Origin of the sequence: Anabaena sp. 90 (assembly GCF_000312705.1) — a bacterium.
Classification (GTDB): domain Bacteria; phylum Cyanobacteriota; class Cyanobacteriia; order Cyanobacteriales; family Nostocaceae; genus Dolichospermum; species Dolichospermum lemmermannii.
Map to the genome: position 1 here is coordinate 2,035,147 of NC_019427.1, position 18,597 is coordinate 2,053,743.

Sequence of the window (18,597 nt, forward strand, 5' to 3'; positions counted from 1 at the left end):
TCATATTTCCTATTTTACAATACAATAACTTGCTTTGAGATTAGGAGCGATAGCGAAGCCCGACCTAGGAATCTCTGTTTGTCACTGTTGTGATTACAAAATAACCCAGATTCCTGAGATTGATTACACTTCTAAGAGGATGTTTGAAAAGTTTTTAATGTATAAACTGACCCCTCTCCAAACCTCTCCCCTTGCAGGGGAGAGGCTTTAAAACCCCCATTCCCTTGTAGGGAAGGGGGGTAGGGGGGTTAAGTTTTTGGAGATTATGGGTTTCATATAATACTTTTCAAACAACCTCTTACAGCAGTTTTCGATCAAAAAAATGCAAACCAAACTACAGAGATTTTGCCCCGTCAGGGCTTAACGCATTGCGCTAAACCCCTACGGGAGAATTAGATTCTAAGCAAAGACAAACTGTTTAGAATCTGTCAAACTCAAACTACTGGCTTGAATCCCAGTCAGAGTAGCTAAGGTTTGATTGTTGAAGACAATCGCAGTATCTCCACCAACTTGATTTAACTTCAATGTTGATGTGGTAATACCTAAGCTAACAGCACCTTGAATACCGATAACATCCGTACCCAGTTGGAAGTCAAGCACGGTATTAGCCGAAGAGGGTAATTCAGCATTGACAATCCAGAATTGGTCAGCGCCGGCACCACCGGAAATTAAGTTACCACCACCAAGACTAACTCTGAAGATATCTTTACCATCACCACCCAAAGCCCGGTCATTGCTACCTAAGTAGAAGGTATCATCACCCACACCACCAGATATGCGGTTGCCACCTTGACCATCTCTAGCATCAAAGGTGTCATTGCCATCACTACCGAAAGTGCGATCGCCCTTATTCACAAAGATCGTATCATCACCGCTACCCGAATCAACGATATTGTTACCAGCAAAGGGAGAACTTGCACCCAAGACAGTATCAACAGTGTCATCACCTGCGCCAGTGAAGATGGTGTCATTGATGCCATCAGTGCCACCACTGACAAACAAATCATCTTTACCAGTTGTCCCCGCCACATATTGGGTAGCTTCTGCTATAGACGCAGATAGACCTAGACGGGGATCAAGGGCAAGAGGTTTGTCTAGTTCCAAGACCACCATCTCATTGTTGTCAATTCCTGGAGGACGACCAATGGAGAAGGGATAGTTGTTATCGTTTGCCACCAAAATGGTTTTGCTATCAATTACCAACACATCTTCAATGGTTTGGAAAGGCATATTGTATGTAGTTTTGCCATCACCATTGAGATCCTTAGCATCTTGGATATTTAGGAGGTCTGCGACTTCCTCTTTGGAAACAAAGCCATTAGCATCAATCTTGCTGAAATCAACTTTGAATATCTTCTTGAAAGCGGCTGTAGTACCTTGGTTATTATCGCGTTCAATAATTAGGAACTCGTTGTTATTGATGGGAGTGAAATCACCGATCGCATTACTGGTACTGGCTAATTGATAACGTCCTACCAATCCTTGGTAGCTTTCACTGGCTACATCGAATTTATAAATCCGTACAGAACCAGCAGGATCGCCGACAACAGTTCCTTCCAACATCGGATAGAGGGTTTGACGGTCAGGGCTAAATGCCATGCCTTCAAAGCCTTGGGAGCGGTTCAAATTCGCTGTTACGAGGTCGCCGTAGTAGGGTTGATTAGGAGCAAAGTATTCTGGGGAATTATTGAAGTAAGGAGTATTTAAATTCCCGTTGGGATTAGCGTAGCCTGTACCAGCCAGGTAATTATTTACTAAGACAGAACGCCCGGTTTTTGGAAAATCGGTAAAAAAGCCGTCTACACCCAAATCAATGAATTTACGGAATTCTGCACCGGGGTCGCCTTTATAATCTGCGGGGAGGAAGAAACTGTCATTCCGCAAGGTGTAGAGGTGAACGATTAAACCTGCTTTGTGGGCATCTTGAATGAGGGTTGTAGGAGCGCCTAAAATGCGATCGCCATCACTGATTTGTCCATCACCATTGAGATCATCAGGCTGTCCATCCTTATTGGCATCCACTGTCAACTGAGGAATAATCCGCTGTTTATTAGGACCAATTCCTTTAGCGTAGGTAGCAATTTCGGCTAAACCTGCGGGGGTGGACAAATTGGTATAGGTGCGGGTATCACCAGCAACTACAAAGTCATAAGGTTGACCTGAACCACCAAACAATTGCACCAGAGGAATATCAATCCCTGCGGTGGGCATGATGGTGTTTTTCAGCGCCTTGAGGTTGGCAACTTCAAAGGATTGAATGAAGATCCGAGATGGGTCGGTAAAGTTCTCAGCTTTGAGGGTGTCTGCTAAAATTTGGCTAGTATTGATACCTTGCTGTTGAAAGAAAGTAGGATGTTTGGTTTCAGGATAAATACCGATTTTGCGACCTGTTTCTAGTTCGACTTGTTTCACCAAATCAATGACTTCTTTCAGGGTTGGTACTTTCAATCCATCTTGATCGAAAGTAGTACCACGCAAAGCAGGAATCCGTTCAATCGCATTCAGTTCCTTAACTTCTGCCAGGGTAAAGTCTTCAGCAAACCAACCGACGACATTGCGACCATCTAAATTTTTGATTTTCAGGCGATCGGCAAACTTATCCCGTAAGTAAACATCCGTACTCGTATCAGTAGTATTGATAACTGGCTTACCATTAGCATCTCGTTGAATTGTGCCATCAGTATTGAGAACGCCGACTGCTAACATGGGTTCATGACGGGCAATTAAGACACCATCTTTTGTTACCACTAAATCGGGTTCAACGAAATCTGCACCTTGAGCGATCGCTAATTTGTAGGATGCTAGGGTATGTTCTGGACGTTCACCACTTGCACCCCGGTGACCGATGACGATGGGGGCTTTGCCTGTGAGGGTATCAAATTTAGGAGTAGAGAGAACAGTGGGATTTTGGGGCGATCGGACTTGATTCGCCGTAATTTGATCCCGAACTAAGTCTCCTGTCCCTGGGAAGTCAGTAAAGTAACCATCTACACCCAAACTAATGAACTGACGGTACTCCAACTCAGGATTGTTATTGTAATCTGATGCTAGAGAACGGCTTTCATTGCGGAAGGTGTAAGGATGGACAACCAAACCCTCTTTGTGGGCATCACTAACTAAGCTGGTGGGTGCTAGGGTAACTTTATCCGCATCGTTAATCACACCATCGTTATTGAGATCGTCAGGTTTACCATCATTATTGTTATCAACTGTTTTCACCGAAACAATCTGCCGTTTCCAGGGTCCAATACCATCAGCGTAGGCAGCAATTTCTTTCAAACCAGCAGGAGTTAATAAATCTCCATAGGTGCGGGTGTCTCCCTTAACAGTGAAATCGTAGGGACGAGCGTAAACATCTTGATACAACAGTGTGCCATCGTTGGCGACATCGTAGGCATCAAGCAATTGCACTAAGGGCAGATTCACACCAGCAGTCGGCATGATGGTGTTGTTTAAATCCTTGAGATTGCTGACTTCAAAGGACTGAATGAAAATCCGTTTGGGATCAGTAAATCCTTTGACTTTGAGGGTGTCAATCAGTTTTTCTTCCAGAGACAAACCCAAATTGTCGTGATAGGTGGGGTGTTTGGTTTCAGGATAAATACCGATTTTCTTACCAGTTTGTACCTCAACCTCTTTCACCAAATCAATAATTTCGCCCAGGGTAGGAACTTGGAGAAGACCGTTGTATAACTGATCTCGGAAACCTTGAGGCATTACAGCCCGCAGAGTTTTAATTTCTGCCAAGGTAAAATCTGAAGCAAAGAAACCTTCTTCAGCAACACCATCTACTATCTTAGTAGTTTTCCGACTAGCAAATTCGGGACGACTAGCTACATCGGTGGTGTTAATCAGGTTAGGTTCATGACGGGCAATTAATACCCCATCCTTAGTGGATACCAAATCTGGTTCAATGAAGTCTGCACCGCGCAAAATTGCCAGGCGGTAAGCTTCTATTGTATGTTCTGGTAGTTCACCACTAGCACCACGATGGCCAATGACAATGGGGGCTTGACCGTTGAGGGTATTTAGTTTAACAAGGTTAGGAGTGGCGAAGGGTGCATCTAATAAAACACCATTGCTATTGAAATGTAGTAGGTAAGTTCCAAATTCATCACCGACCCAAATATCGCCCTTAGCATCAATCACAAAGGACTCTACATCAAAGTCAGCCCCGGTGAGTTCCCGCTTCACCGTATTTTTATTGACAATATCAAAGGGGATTAATTTATTGGGGTCAGACAATTGAATAAAGTTTTGAAGCGCTACACTGCCATTACCGTTTTCTGTACCCGCAAAATTGGGGTCAACTTGGTAAAGTCGCAGGAGGAAATCAGCACTGTTATTTTTTGCCCCAAAACCGTTATCTGCTAAGAACCAAAAGACAGAACCACCACCATTAGGAGCAAATTGGACCCCACTAAAACCTTGCACAGGTTGACCAGGAAGGGGTGTAGGGCGACCATTGGTAGGATTAGGTACAGCCGCACCTGAAGCTGGTCCAGCAGCGAATGTATCAGCGGGTAGAGAAGCAAAACCTTTGAGTGTCACCATAGGAGAAGTAATATTTAAAGTATTTTGAGAGAAAGACAATTTGCTTATGAGAAATTGCAGGTAATGGCATCAACAATATCAGTCGAAAGTTAAGATATTATTGTCTATAGTTTAGATTTATTTAAGTGCTGATTAAGGTTGTACTTAAGTAACAAAATCTCTAAGTTAAGATTATTGATTTGGTAGGGGGAAACTATGAAAGCTTTAGAAGCTGTTTGTAGGAGAGACTAGTCAAAGTAGTTTTTGATAGAAAATGAGATAGGTATAATTAGTTATTGCTAGTTGATGGTATCATGGTGGTTACAGCAGTATAAATGCAACTGAGATGACTCCTGATGATTCGGGAGATATCCGTAAAACTGTGTGGGAAAAAATCGCCAAAAGGATTTAACAAGTATCTTGTTTTTTATCTTTCTTCAGATTCAGGTATAGAGATTCTCAGAGTCATCTATGGTGAGCAAGATATAGAAGCAATCTTGGATGAAAAGTTGGGATAAAGTAATGGTAAATAGTATTAATAAGGTAAAGTAAAAAATGTCAAATAACGAAAATTTGAAAATCAAAACAAGAATTTTAAATCGTAAAACTGGTAAGATGACAATTAAAAGCCAGTCTTTGGAAAAACTTATTCCGCGTAATAGACCAGTTAGCCAAATTACATCTGAACAGCTTAATCAAATTAACAGAATTTATTCACTTGTCGGTGTTTTTGTAACTGACAGTTTTGAAAACTGGTTAAAATGTTTTACACTAGATGTCTTTCCAGAAACAGAAATTAAAGTTTGGGAAACCATCACTTTTGTCTTTATAAAATATGTAGAGCAGCATACCTTAAACTTTAAGCAGAAAAAAGATGTTCTACTGAAGCTTATTATTCTTTCATCCGGTGAAAGTCCAAAAGATAAATTATCAAAAGAGTTATTTTTATTTCAGGCAAAATTGGAAAAGGAAATTCTAGAAGAACGTTATCAAAATACAAAGTTAGGAGCAGAAGAAAGTCCTCACGAAAATTCAAGAAATATTAGTCCTTGGGATAAAATAGATTTTGTAAAATTAGCTTTTGTTTATCAGAAATATATAAAGCAACGTGACTTTAATTCAGAGGAAGAGGATGATATTTACGTAAGGTTAATGCACCTGATGGCTGGAGAAGAGCCAAAAGACGACCTTTCTAGAGAATTACTTCATGCTCTTGAAAATGAATTTGATCCGCAGAATATTACAGATGATAGAGAGCGAGTTGTATCTGTAGTTGTTCAACGCAAAGGACAAGCTAAGTTTCGTAGTGATCTACTAAAAGCCTATCAAGGAAAGTGTTCCATTACAGGATTTGACACAAAAAATGTTTTACAAGCTGCTCATATTATTCCCTATCTTGGTTATGAAACAAATCATCCTTCTAATGGAATTTTACTTCGAGCAGATATACACATACTTTTTGATAAACACTTACTATCTATAGATCCAAAAAGCTATGAAGTGGTAATCTCCCCTAGCTTATGTGGTACTGATTATCAAGGACTTAGCGGCAAAAAATTACTACTTCCTGAAAAAGACAGATTTAAACCTAATTTAATTGCATTAGAACAGCATTATCAAACTTTTTTACAAAAATGTGAGAAATAAAAAACCCCTCTCCACTTTTGGAAAGGGGTATCCAACAATTGTATTATTTTGAACTACTAAATCCTAGCCTTTGATTATTAATCCTCATCAGGTTCTAAATCTTCTTCTGTCAATTCTTGATGAGGAACAGCCGCAATAATTGCATCTATGACTTTACCTACTGGTAGTATCTCAATCCCAATCTCAGGGAATTTTGTCCCTTTAGGAACTATGGCTCTTTTAAATCCTAGTTTCGCGGCTTCTTTTAAGCGTAGTTCCATTTGGGAAACCGACCGCACTTGTCCCCCTAACCCTACTTCCCCAATTAAGACTGTACCAGGATCAACGATTCGATCGCGGAAACTGGCAACTATCGCTACTGCAATTCCTAAGTCTACCGCTGGTTCTTCTACATTTAATCCCCCCGCAGAAGCAACGTAAGAATCTAATTTGGACATAGGTATCCCTACACGCTTTTCTAAGACGGCGAGAATCTGCACTAAGCGATTATAATCTATGCCTGTACCCGCCCGACGAGGAGATGGGTAACTGGTAGGACTGACTAAAGCCTGTAATTCCACAACTATTGGTCTTGTTCCTTCACAAGCTACCACAATAGCCGTACCCGGAGCCGGATCATCACGATTGCCCAAAAACAGTTCGGAAGGGTTATCAACTTCCTTTAATCCTTGGGATACCATTTCAAATATACCAATTTCGTGGGTTGCTCCGAAACGGTTTTTTACAGTTCTTAATAATCTGTGGGAAGCAAAGCGATCGCCTTCAAAATATAATACGGTATCTACTAAATGTTCTAATACTTTGGGACCGGCGATCGCTCCTTCTTTGGTAACATGACCCACAATTAACATCGTAATATCTTCATGTTTTGCCACCTTCATCAAAGCTGCGGTACATTCCCTGACTTGAGCAACTGAACCCGGTGCTGATGTCAAAGCAGGAAAAAACACTGTTTGGATACTATCTATTACCGCTACATTTGGTTTTAGAGAATCTATCTCCCTCAGAATTTCTTCTAAATCCGTTTCTGGCAAAACATACAAATTTGCACCTATACTGTCAGGATCTATCGGTTTTTCCGGATCTTTGTTTTCAGGATCTTCCGTGACTAGCGTAGGTGGTTTTGACATTCCCAAACGAGAAGCACGCAATTTTACCTGTTGTCCAGATTCTTCTCCAGTCACATAGAGAATTCGGTATTTTTGCGCCAATTGGTTAGAAACTTGCAGTAGTAAAGTTGATTTACCGATACCAGGATCACCACCAATTAGCACCATCGAACCGGGAACAATTCCACCACCTAAAACTCGATCTAATTCCCCATAACCGGACTCCCAACGAGCAATTTGGCGATCGCTAATTTGGTCAAAAGTCAGAGAAGATCTGGCTTTAGCTGGTTTATTATGAGACTTACTATGACCTCCAGCTTGCCAATTTCCCACTCCAGACCGGCTAGGTATATCCCCGATAAAAGAACTAATATTTTGCTCAACTAAAGAATCGTAAGTGTCACAATTTGAACATTTTCCGAACCATTGAGAGAATTCCGCTGCACAACTACTACAGATATAAATGGTTTTTGGCTTTGCCATGCTTAAATTTTAGTTAATAATCTTAATTTTTCCTTAAATTTTGGAAAAAACGAACATCTAATAATAGTAATAGTTGGAAGCTCTTTCCAAATCAATTGAGAGCAATGATATCTTAATATTATGATATTTAAAATTAATCATCAAAAATTTTAGTTAAGGAGCATGACAAAACTTGGAAAGTCATAAAGAAAAAATCCTGGTAGTAGACGACGAAGCCAGCATTCGGCGGATTTTGGAAACACGCCTTTCCATGATTGGCTACGATGTAGTGACAGCAGGAGATGGTGAGGAAGCTTTAGAAATATTTCGCAAAGCTGAACCAGACCTAGTAGTTTTAGACGTAATGATGCCAAAACTAGATGGTTATGGCGTTTGTCAAGAATTACGCAAAGAATCCGATGTCCCCATTATTATGCTCACCGCTTTGGGAGATGTGGCAGATCGCATCACCGGCTTAGAATTGGGTGCGGATGATTATGTCGTTAAACCCTTTTCACCCAAAGAACTAGAAGCACGGATTCGTTCAGTCTTGCGACGGGTGGACAAAACAGGTGCAAATGGTATTCCTAGTTCTGGGGTGATTCATGTCAGCACCATCAAAATTGATACAAATAAGCGTCAAGTTTATAAGGGTGATGAGCGCATTCGCTTAACCGGTATGGAATTTAGCTTATTAGAATTGTTAGTCAGTCGTTCTGGTGAAGCTTTTTCCCGCTCAGAAATTTTGCAGGAAGTATGGGGATATACTCCTGAACGCCATGTAGATACTCGCGTTGTGGATGTACATATCTCTCGTTTACGGGCAAAATTAGAAGATGATCCCAGCAACCCTGAACTAATTCTCACCGCTAGAGGTACTGGTTATCTGTTCCAACGCATATTAGAACCAGGGGAAGAGTAAAGTATTGGTGATTGGTGATTGGTGATTGGTAATTGGTGATTGGTAATTGGGGAATATTATAGTTCTTCTTCTTCTTCTTCTTCCTCCTCCTGACTCCTGACTCCTGACTCCTGACTCGGTGACTCCTGACTCCTCACTCCTGACTCCTGACTCCTATTCCTAATGACCAAATCAGATCCTAATCGAGTTTTACGGCGTTTACCCTTAGTTGTTGGGGGTTTAGGTGCTGTGCTTTTGTTAATGAATCGGTTGTTAACACCGGAACTGACAAATTCCCAAGCACGAGGAGATGTGCTGGGGGTAATTTTGAGTGCGGTATTGATTTTAACTGGTTTAATTTGGCAACAGGTACAGCCGCGCACACCGGAGACAGTAGAATTAATTGGGGAAGAGGGATTTTTCTTAGATCCAGAATTACCAGAAGCCGCGAAAATAGAATTAGCCTGGGCAACGCGGTTATTATTAACTAATACAGTGACGCGATCGCTCATAGTTTATTATCAAGGTAAAGTTTTATTACGTCGCGGTATTCTGGCTGCTAAATCGGAAGTAGTACCAGGAATAATTTTAAAAAAAGTATTAGAAACACAAAAGCCAATTTATTTAGTGGCTTTGTATGTCTATCCTGGTAAAATCGAATTTGACTATTTACCAGAAAACACACAAGGTGTAATTTGTCAACCAATTGGTCAAGAAGGGGTTTTAATTTTAGCAGCAAATGCTCCCCGCAGTTACACTAAACAAGATGAAAACTGGATTGCGGGAATTGCTGATAAATTAGCTGTTACTCTTGGTCATTCTCGTTCCTAGACTCTGGCTAGGAATGCTAACTTTGAGGCTCTGCCTCCCGTTACTAGCGGCAGAGCCGCGTGATGAACATTCCCAGTCGGAGACTGGGAACGAGATTAACGAGATTCTAAAAGTTATAAATTATGAATTATGCAAATTATTTATTTACTCTTAGTGGCTGTGATGTTCGTAGGGATTATTGGTGCTGTAGTTCCAGCTATCCCTGGAAGCAGCTTAATTTTAATATCTATTATTATTTGGGGAATTGTCAGTAATTCCTTTGCAGCTATCAAAATTCCCCTGATTGTGACAATCATTGTTTTACTTCTGAGTACAGGAGTTGATTTCCTTGCTGGTTATATCGGAGCAAAACAAGCCGGTGCGAGTAAGTGGGGACAAATTGGCGCATTCGTGGGTTTATTACTGGGGTTTTTTGGATTATTACCAGCTTTACCTTTTGGTGGTCCATTATTAGGGATTTTATTTGGACCACTGTTAGGAGCAATTGTTGGTGAGTTTCTTTATCAACGTCAATTATGGCCTGCGGTAAAAGCTGGTATAGGAATTACTGTCGGTACAGTGGTGGGGAATTTGATTCAAGGTGTCTTAGCTATCAGCGCGGTTGTAGTATTTTTGTTGACAACTTGGCCGCAGGTATATGGTAGTTAACCTGGATAAAAACCGTCTATCCAAATACCGAATTAACTGTAGACTTAATTGAATTTCTAGCATCCTTTAAAGCCTGACTAAAAGGTTGCTTATTCTGCAAAAATACCCTCGCACAATTGCGTCCTGGCATACCGGAAATTGAGCCACCTGGATGTGTTCCTGCACCTGTTAAAAAGAGATTATCAATGGGGGTTTTATAATTAGCTAATTCGGGTAAAGGTCGGAAAAAGATCATTTGATCCATTGTCATATCAATATGATAATAATTCCCTTTGTATGCCCCTAATCTTTCTCCTAATTCTGCCGGACTTTCTACTCTTCTAGCGATAGTTGCTTTCTTCACATTGGGGGCGTAAGTTGCTAATTTGTCAATTACTCTATCTGCAACTTTGTTTTTCAATTCATCAGTCCAACCTGTCCCTTTTAAACCTGTACCTTTTGCATTAGCAATTTGATAAGGAGCAAAAAATTCAATCCATAAAGTATGTTTACCAGGTGGTGCTAAACTAGGGTCAAGAGCGCTAGGCATGACGAGATACATGGAGGGGTCAGAATCGGGAATTTCGCCAATTGTACATTTATTATGAGCCTGTTCTACATGATTCATGGAATCAGCAATGAGAATTGAACCAATGAGATATTCATCTTTATGATCATGATGAGAAAAATGCAAAGGTTCATCTAATGCTAAATCTATTTTCAGAATGGTTTCATTGTTATTGATAATCCGTCGTTCTAACCTTTCCCACAAATCAGGATCAACGGCATCAATATCACTTTTTTCTGTCATTTGTAAGAATAATCTTTGAGCATCAATATTAGAAATTACTCCCTGTTTTGCTCGATATTCTTTACCACCTGCTACCCTAACTCCTACCGCTTTACCATCATCAATTAAAATCTTTTCTACGTGCTGGTCTGTGAGAATTACCCCACCTTTACTCTTAACTAATTTCACCAAAGCTTGCACCAATGCACCTGTACCGCCGCGAGGTCTAGCCATTCCAGGATTATGACGCATAGCCATCATCATCACCCCAATTGCCAGATTTTTTTGAGAAGGTGGCGCACCTAATTCTGATGCTAATCTAGATAGGGGGGCTTTGAGAAATTCTTCATCAAACCATTCATTAAGAATATCTTCGGCGCTGTTTAACATTGTTCGCACAAAATCAAAACTTTTGGCGGGAGAACCAACTACAGAAAATAAATCTTTAACTTGTTGCAGATTGTAGTTACCAAAAATATCTATAATTGATTTGGGTGGGGCATTAAACATGGGAATCATGGCGTTAATTGCCCGTTGCCAATAATTTGTAAACTCGGCATATTTTTTAGCATCTCTTTCATTATAACGAGCAATTTCTGCACAGGTCTTTTCTAAGGATTTATGAGCTAAAAAATATTTACCGTCGGGGTGAGGACAAAATACAACTGGGTCACAATCTAGATATTCTAAGCCATATTTTGTCAGTTCTAATTCTTCTACTACTGGACCCAAATGAATAAATTCATGGTCAATGGCACACAAGTTAAATTTAAAACCTGGTGCTTTGTCTGGGATACATTCTTCTGTTGTGGCTGCACCACCGGGAACAGGACGTTTTTCTAGTAGAAGGACGCTATAACCTGCTTTGAGTAAATAAGCTGCACAAACTAAACCGTTGTGTCCAGCACCGATGATGATAACGTCGTATTCTTGCATATCTCTTATGACATAGAAACCTGGCTTTTTTATATTATTAATATTTACGGCAAATTGCAAGTAAATTAGGTAAAATTTTAGTGGAGATTAGTTACAATAATATAGCCATCCTATTTGAGTTGTTGTCGGAGAACGAACCACAGAGGCACAGAGAGCGCAGAGGTAGAGAAGGAAGAGATGTATGTTTACGGCAGGTTATACAAATACGTCTTATTTAGGATTACTATAGATCCCCAATTTATTCAATAAATCAGGGATCTTGTTTGAGAAATTATTGCTGTTAAACTGTGACTGTTTCTAAATTTACAGATTCTGGTTGACGAAGATTCTGAATTTCTAAATTTATGGGACCATTTGGACCTGTAACTAAACCCCGTCTTTGTGGTTTAATTTCATCGGTATTCACTAATTTCATTGACCATATTTTCAGAACTTTAGCTAATATTAATTTCATTTCCATTTGGGCAAATGCTAAACCGATACAACGTCTTGCACCACCACCAAAAGGTAGAAATTCATAGGGAGAAAACTGTTTTTCTAAAAAGCGTTCTGGGTTGAATTTTTCAGGTTGAGGATAAATATCTTCCCGTTGATGAGTTAAATAAATTGAACCCATAATAATTGTACCTGCTTCAAGTTGATAACCACAAAGAGAAATAGGTGTTTTTACTTTTCTGGGAAAAGTTAGCATTGCTATGGGATAAATCCTTAATGTTTCATTACAGACAGCAGTTAAATATGGCAATTTAAAGATAGTATTAGAATCAGGATTTTCTCCTAAACTATCCAATTTGACTAATAGCTTTTCTCGAACTTCCGGGAGTTTATGAATCCAGTAAAAAGCCCAAGAAATAGCTGTGGCTGTAGTTTCATGACCTGCGACTAATAAAGTCATCAATTCATCTCTTAATTCTGCATCAGTCATAGGTTGACCGTTTTCATCTTGAGCAGACATAAGTAAATTAAGAATATCTGTGCGATTAGGATCAAAATTTTCTCTTCTTTCTTGAATTTCCTGATAAATGAGTTGATCAGCTTTTTCCTGTTTCTTCATTTGTCTTTTCCAAATTTCAGAAATTCCTATGATTTCTTTCAATTTGGGAAGATAGAGAAAAGCAACTCTCCAAGGACTGCTACCCTGTTCTAAAATTTCACAAAGTAAATGTTTAAGTTTTTCTGCTCGTTCTCCTTCATAAATGCCAAAAACAGCTTCCATCATTACCTGAAGAGTGATATCTTGGGTAATGTTCCTAATATTAAAAGATTGATTTTTTGGTTGTTGATTAAAAACTTTTGTGGTAATATTCTCAATTAATTCTGCATAAGTTCGCATTCTTTCCCCGTGAAAAGGAGGCATAATTAATTGACGTTGACGTTGATGTGCTTTACCACTAAGACTAATGACAGAATTTTTGCCCAGTAAATATTGAAAAATACTGTTTAAATCTCCTGGTGCTTCCAAGTCTTTTTGATCATTACTTAACACCTGCTGCATTGCTTCAGGAGAATGAACAAATAACATTGGTGGTAAATTACTTTGCAATTTTAAAGTGAATAAATCACCATAAGTCTTGGCACATTCTGTCAAATAACTCATGGGTCTGAATATCCAGTTTAAAACTTGAATAGTAGCTGATACTTTTGGTCCTGGTAGTAGTTGCATAATTTTCTCCTATTTTGATTACACAATTAATTACACAATAACTCAACTTCAACTATAAACCCTTGAGATTTGAATTTTCACAAGATTATCAAAAAAACTAGATGTGTAGGGGTTTAGCACTGCTAAACCCCTACGTATACTGATTTAATGACATGAAAGGAAAAACAAGTAATCATGTGAGATGAGTATTTAACCTACTTATGGTGATATTGCGAAAAAGCAATTAACTATTAGATCCTCAAAGATGTAAAATCTTGGTTACATTAAACGAGAATCTCTAGTTTTCCGATTTTATTAAGGTACTCAGCATGACAGTAGTTACATCAAAAGCAGCTTCCGCAGTTCCAAATTTTTGTGAAGGGATACAATATTTTGGGGAAGCATTGCCAGATTTTGAAACTTATGGGGCAACTCCCGTGATAGAATCGGGCAAGAGGGCGATCGCCTCCCCCACAGATGCAAATGCAGTATATCAAACCTTACTCGCGGCTGATGCCCTACGCTATCTAACCCTACAAATCACTGCTAGTAAGGCTTCTGGCCATCCCGGCGGTTTTGCCAGCCAAGCGGAGGCTTATGCAGCTTTGGTCATGCTGGGACATAAAAACATTATCACGGAAGTGGGACATCACGCCCCCGGTTTCTATAGTGCCATGTTCCTAGACCGTTCCTTAGAAGACATGGGCATTTCTACAGTACAACAATTGCGCGATCGCTTTCGAGAAAAGCATGGATTATTAGGACACCTTTCCGGCTACATTCCCGGTATTCTCGCACCGGCTGGACCCCTGGGACAAGGACAACATTTCGCTATGGCCGCAGCCCTGTTGCACCGTGATAAACTCTTCCCCTTCACCCTGGGAGACGGGGGACTGGGTGAACCCTATATCATGAGTGCAATGGCACATTTTAACACCGCTTACCCCACTGTTACCAACTTCTTGCCCATATTAGTGTGGAATGGTTACAGCCAAGAACATCATAGCATGGTATCTTTAAAAACCAACGATGAAATGATCGCTTACTGGAAAGGTAACGGTTTTAACGAAGTCGTGTTAGTAAATGCTAAAGATTTTGATGATCAAAATCAAAGCGGTGAATACGTAGATAGTACAGTATTTTCCTTTGCAAACCGCCTAGAATTTACTAAAGCTGTATTAGTAGGTATAGATAAAGCTGCTCGGTCAGCACTTAGCGGAAAATTGACCGTATTTATTATCAAACAACTCAAAGGGGCAGGGGTTCATGATTTAGGTGCAAAATCCCATAACTTGTATCCTAAAGACACATTAGACGCGCCTCATATTGTCACTGCTTTACAAAAACGGGCTTTATGTGCCGAAGCATGGCAAACTGTCCGTACAAATGCGGAACGAGCAGGGGGTGGACCGGCTGCGAAAACAGTAGTCACAGAATTTGAATTACCCTTAGCAGAAATTGGCGAATTACCATTAGTAGAATATGCAATTGGTGGAGAACCAAAAGTTTCTACAACTGTCATGGGTAAGCTGGTGGGAGTAGTAGGAAATAAAGATAAAAACTTCCTTGTGACTAACGCCGATGGTAACGCCGCTTCAGGAATTGGTAATATTAATGAGGCATTAAAAATCATTCACCCCACTACCGATGACACCTATCATCAAGCCCCATCTGGGCAAGTTTACGAACCTTTGAGCGAAGATGCTTGTGCTGGTTTAGCGGCTGGTTTATCCTTAATGGGGGCGAGAACTTTATGGTGTTCTTATGAATCTTTTGCTATCAATGGTTTACCAATTTGGCAAACTGTCACCCAAGCAATGGCAGAATTACGCCGCAAAACACCCTCAACAATTACATTATTTACAGCGGGGGCTTTAGAACAAGGACGCAACGGTTGGACTCACCAAAGACCAGAAATTGAAGCCTATTTTGCTTCTTTGATGAGAACCGGAAATGTCTTCCCATTATTTCCCCCAGATGCTAACAGTATTCAAGTCTGTTATGACTGGGCTTTGCAAACAAAAAATAAGGGCATTGTCATTACTGCTAGTAAGTCTCCTTTGCCAATTCGTAGCACCTTTGCCCAAACTGAAAAAGGCTTAATTGATGGTGCGGTGTTATTACATGAAGTGGCTGGTGGCAAGACTGTTGTATTTGCTGTAATTGGCGATTTGACTTTAATTCCTGTGTTTGAAGCGGCGGCTTTTTTAGAAACTGAAGGTATTGGTGTGAAGATTGTTTCTATTATCAATCCTCGTCGTTTATATCGTCCTCATGATACTGCTTGGGATACTTGTTCTGAACCTGATAACGGTTTTTTAAGTGATGCGGATTTTGAGCAATTGTTTGGTGGAGATGCCTTAATTGGTGTGACAGGTGGCGCTGCGGCGATGTTAGAACCTATCATGTTACGCAGTAATTCTCAGCGTGATTCTTTTGCCTGGAAGCGTGGGGAAACTACGGCCAGTGCGGGTGAGTTGATGGCTTTTAATGGCTTGACTGCGGAGGCGTTGACTAAGCGGGCTATTGAGTTGGTGCATTAAGATAATGCTATACCCCATCTAAGTTTTTACTTGGGTGGGGAATGTTAAAAATTTTATTGTTAGGATGGAAACAATTAAAGTCAATTATTAAAAATATGAACGAATACGAACTTATAAAAAGTTACGCATCAGGAAATAGAGATTTTAACAACGCTAAATTACGCCGTGCAAATCTTATTAAAGCTAAATTGCGAGATGCAAATCTGATGAATGCAAATTTGCGTTGTGCAAATCTTATTGAAGCTGATATGACTAACACAAATTGCATTTTTGCTAATCTCAGTTTTGCTAAACTTAATCACGCTAAACTACATGGATCAGTTCTGATTCAAAGCAATTTATTTAGTGCTAAATTGAATTATGCTGATCTGAGTCAGGCAAATTTAGTTGCTGCTAATTTAGATTCTGCTCACCTAAATCATGCAAACTTAAATAACACTAACTTAACAAATGCTCATCTTAGTGGTACTAACTTAATATCTGCTAATTTAGTAGCTGTAAATTTAACTGGTGCTTATTTATGGAATTCTAATTTAATAGATGCTAATCTAATAGGAGCTAACTTAAAATGTGCTAATCTGAGTTGGGCTAATTTAGAAAATAGCAATTTGGAAAATGCAAATTTAAGATGTGCTAACCTTAGCGGTGCTAATTTGGCTGGTGCAAATTTAAAAAATGCTGACTTAAGTGGTGCTATTCTCAAGAGTTTATGTTATGATTATGATCCTGATAACATAATAACTAATTTAACAGGTGCAAATTTAACTAATGTTAATTTAGAAATGGCAGATTTAAGTTTAGTAAATCTTTCATACAGTAATTTAAGTGATTCTAACCTAACTAATGCAAAGCTAATATTAGCTAATTTATCCAATGCTAATTTATCCAATGCCAATTTAGAAGGAGCAGACTTGAAAGATGCCAATCTAATTGGTGCTAACCTTCAAGGAACAATACTGATTAATGCACCAATTAATAATCTATCCCAATTAGATTGGACAATACCCTTAAAATTTTTACAATCTGATTTCATTAACAGATTAAAATCTAATGAGTTGCTTTATTGTCCTACAGAAGGAAGGCACAGCGAAATCACTAAAATTTATGGTAAGAAACGGGACGAAGTACGTGATTTTTGCTGGAAAATGGTTGCTAAATATAGAAATGAAGATCCCAAACTAATTTTTATCAATACAATGAAAGGTAAGTTAGGTGAAGAAGTTGTAAAAAGCTGCTTGGGTGATTTAGTTAGGTCAGTCAATTATAATGTATTACCTGGTGGAGATGGTAAAGTTGATTTGATTACCTATAATTCAAATATAGGCATTCAAGTAAAGGCAACTCATAGCAGTAGAATTGATACTGCGAGATGGTTTATCAGCAAAGACGAACTACAAAATAATGCTGTATTAGCCTGTGTTTTAATTACCGAACCGATAAGGGATGACCAAGCAGACTTTAATCTTGTATTTGCTGGTTTCTTACCAACAAATATGATTTATTTAGAAAATGATAGAACTTCAGTTCCAATAACAGAACTTCTTTATAGTGGTGGATTAAGAACATATCTGGAAATTTTTAATTCTATATAGCTAAATTAATAAATAGTAGTTAATATGTAAATATACAGAGTTCACAGGAATAAAAACATGATAGATGTATATTTACCACTACCATTAGCTCCAGTAAATAAAAACCAAGATCCCCACGTTTTATTTAGACTTGGTACAATCCCTGATCTTATTGAGTCTGGTCAAAAATTTAGGTTGGGAGACACCGTACTTCAAAACCTACTTCTTCATGTTATGATAATCGGCTACTATCAAGATAAGGTTTTAGTAAAACCAGTAGAAAGTGGGAAAATTACTGAAAAAGCGTTGGATTTATTTTTCAGAGATAATGATCCAGAAGATTATAGGAAAATATCTATTGAAGAATATTGGTTACTTTATCCCGAAGAATAAAAACTACTTCATTCAGAAGGCTGTGTCTAGCTGATAGACATACTAATTTAATAACCACAGTCTGCTGGATCTATAATAAACTTGGTTATAAATCTACTATCATTACCGAAATAACAAAAGGCAAATGATACGCCTTTTTGCAAAGCAAGTTTTGTCTCTGGAGTGCTACAGAGAGAATTTTGCACATTTGGCAACAGAGCATAAGCAAATTTTGATCCATCTAATTGAAAAGATGAATAGTTAATCAATTGATAGTTATAAACTAATTTATCACCCTCTACACCAACGTTATTCAGCATGGTTTCTTGATCTATTTGTACTGGTGTAAACTTATTTATCTCATTAGCTGCTTTCCATAAAGCCTGTTGCTTTGATAGTTTGTTTTGGTTACTAAATGACTTAGCAATAGCTTCACTTCCAGTTTTTACCAAAGATTCACTTACAGCACTAGCTACACCTGCTACTACAACTTTTGTTACCTGACCTGCAAGTTTACCAGAGCCTTTGCAACTACATAGTAGCACTACAATGAAAACAGAACAAAAAAATTTTTTCATGCTCGTTGATTTCTTGTTTTTAAGAAAACATAATAAATTTAATTATAATTACTGA

12 protein-coding genes are annotated in these 18,597 nt (G+C 39.0%); 7 read left to right on the forward strand and 5 right to left on the reverse strand.

From position 1 onward, the window contains the following. Positions 1 to 399: 399 nt before the first annotated feature. Entirely contained in the window at positions 400 to 4,593 is a 4,194-nt protein-coding gene (locus tag ANA_RS09005) for a glycerophosphodiester phosphodiesterase family protein (protein WP_235081996.1), read from the reverse strand. A gap of 495 nt (positions 4,594 to 5,088) precedes the next feature. Between ANA_RS09005 and ANA_RS23500 the strand changes: the two genes are divergently transcribed. Further along, a complete protein-coding gene (locus ANA_RS23500) occupies positions 5,089 to 6,180 on the forward strand; it encodes an HNH endonuclease (RefSeq protein WP_015079762.1) in 1,092 nt (363 codons plus the stop codon). 77 nt (positions 6,181 to 6,257) lie between these two features. On the opposite strand, the gene radA is transcribed toward ANA_RS23500, so the two are convergent. Then, positions 6,258 to 7,772, reverse strand: a complete 1,515-nt coding sequence (gene radA / locus ANA_RS09020) for a DNA repair protein RadA (protein WP_015079763.1) — start codon at positions 7,770 to 7,772, stop codon at positions 6,258 to 6,260. A gap of 172 nt (positions 7,773 to 7,944) precedes the next feature. On the opposite strand from radA, the gene rpaB reads away from it, so the two are divergent. From rpaB to ANA_RS09035, 3 genes are all read left to right on the forward strand, one after another. After that, a complete protein-coding gene (rpaB, locus tag ANA_RS09025) occupies positions 7,945 to 8,673 on the forward strand; it encodes a response regulator transcription factor RpaB (RefSeq protein WP_015079764.1) in 729 nt (242 codons plus the stop codon). Positions 8,674 to 8,835: 162 nt separating this feature from the next. Beyond that, positions 8,836 to 9,483 carry a cofactor assembly of complex C subunit B gene (locus ANA_RS09030; protein WP_015079765.1) on the forward strand — a complete coding sequence of 216 codons (648 nt, stop codon included), beginning with the start codon at positions 8,836 to 8,838 and terminating at the stop codon, positions 9,481 to 9,483. Between the two features lie 129 nt (positions 9,484 to 9,612). Beyond that, positions 9,613 to 10,131: a DUF456 domain-containing protein gene (locus tag ANA_RS09035; protein ID WP_015079766.1), complete on the forward strand. Its 519-nt coding sequence runs from the start codon at positions 9,613 to 9,615 to the stop codon at positions 10,129 to 10,131. Between the two features lie 16 nt (positions 10,132 to 10,147). On the opposite strand, the gene crtO is transcribed toward ANA_RS09035, so the two are convergent. Both crtO and ANA_RS09045 read right to left on the reverse strand, forming a co-directional pair. Continuing rightward, on the reverse strand, positions 10,148 to 11,836 hold the full coding sequence (crtO, locus tag ANA_RS09040) for a beta-carotene ketolase CrtO (protein WP_015079767.1): 1,689 nt from the start codon (positions 11,834 to 11,836) through the stop codon (positions 10,148 to 10,150). Positions 11,837 to 12,116: 280 nt separating this feature from the next. Further along, entirely contained in the window at positions 12,117 to 13,499 is a 1,383-nt protein-coding gene (locus ANA_RS09045; protein WP_015079768.1) for a cytochrome P450, read from the reverse strand. 308 nt (positions 13,500 to 13,807) lie between these two features. Here ANA_RS09045 and ANA_RS09050 point away from each other — a divergent pair, with 308 nt between their 5' ends. From ANA_RS09050 to ANA_RS09065, 3 genes are all read left to right on the forward strand, one after another. Then, positions 13,808 to 16,021: a phosphoketolase gene (locus ANA_RS09050; RefSeq protein ID WP_015079769.1), complete on the forward strand. Its 2,214-nt coding sequence runs from the start codon at positions 13,808 to 13,810 to the stop codon at positions 16,019 to 16,021. A gap of 95 nt (positions 16,022 to 16,116) precedes the next feature. Continuing rightward, on the forward strand, positions 16,117 to 17,613 hold the full coding sequence (locus ANA_RS23505; RefSeq protein WP_200863846.1) for a pentapeptide repeat-containing protein: 1,497 nt from the start codon (positions 16,117 to 16,119) through the stop codon (positions 17,611 to 17,613). Positions 17,614 to 17,670: 57 nt separating this feature from the next. Then, positions 17,671 to 17,985 carry a hypothetical protein gene (locus ANA_RS09065; protein ID WP_015079771.1) on the forward strand — a complete coding sequence of 105 codons (315 nt, stop codon included), beginning with the start codon at positions 17,671 to 17,673 and terminating at the stop codon, positions 17,983 to 17,985. Between the two features lie 47 nt (positions 17,986 to 18,032). Here ANA_RS09065 and ANA_RS23510 read toward each other — a convergent pair whose 3' ends face one another. Then, positions 18,033 to 18,542: a hypothetical protein gene (locus ANA_RS23510; RefSeq protein ID WP_015079772.1), complete on the reverse strand. Its 510-nt coding sequence runs from the start codon at positions 18,540 to 18,542 to the stop codon at positions 18,033 to 18,035. Between the last annotated feature and the right edge of the window lie 55 nt (positions 18,543 to 18,597).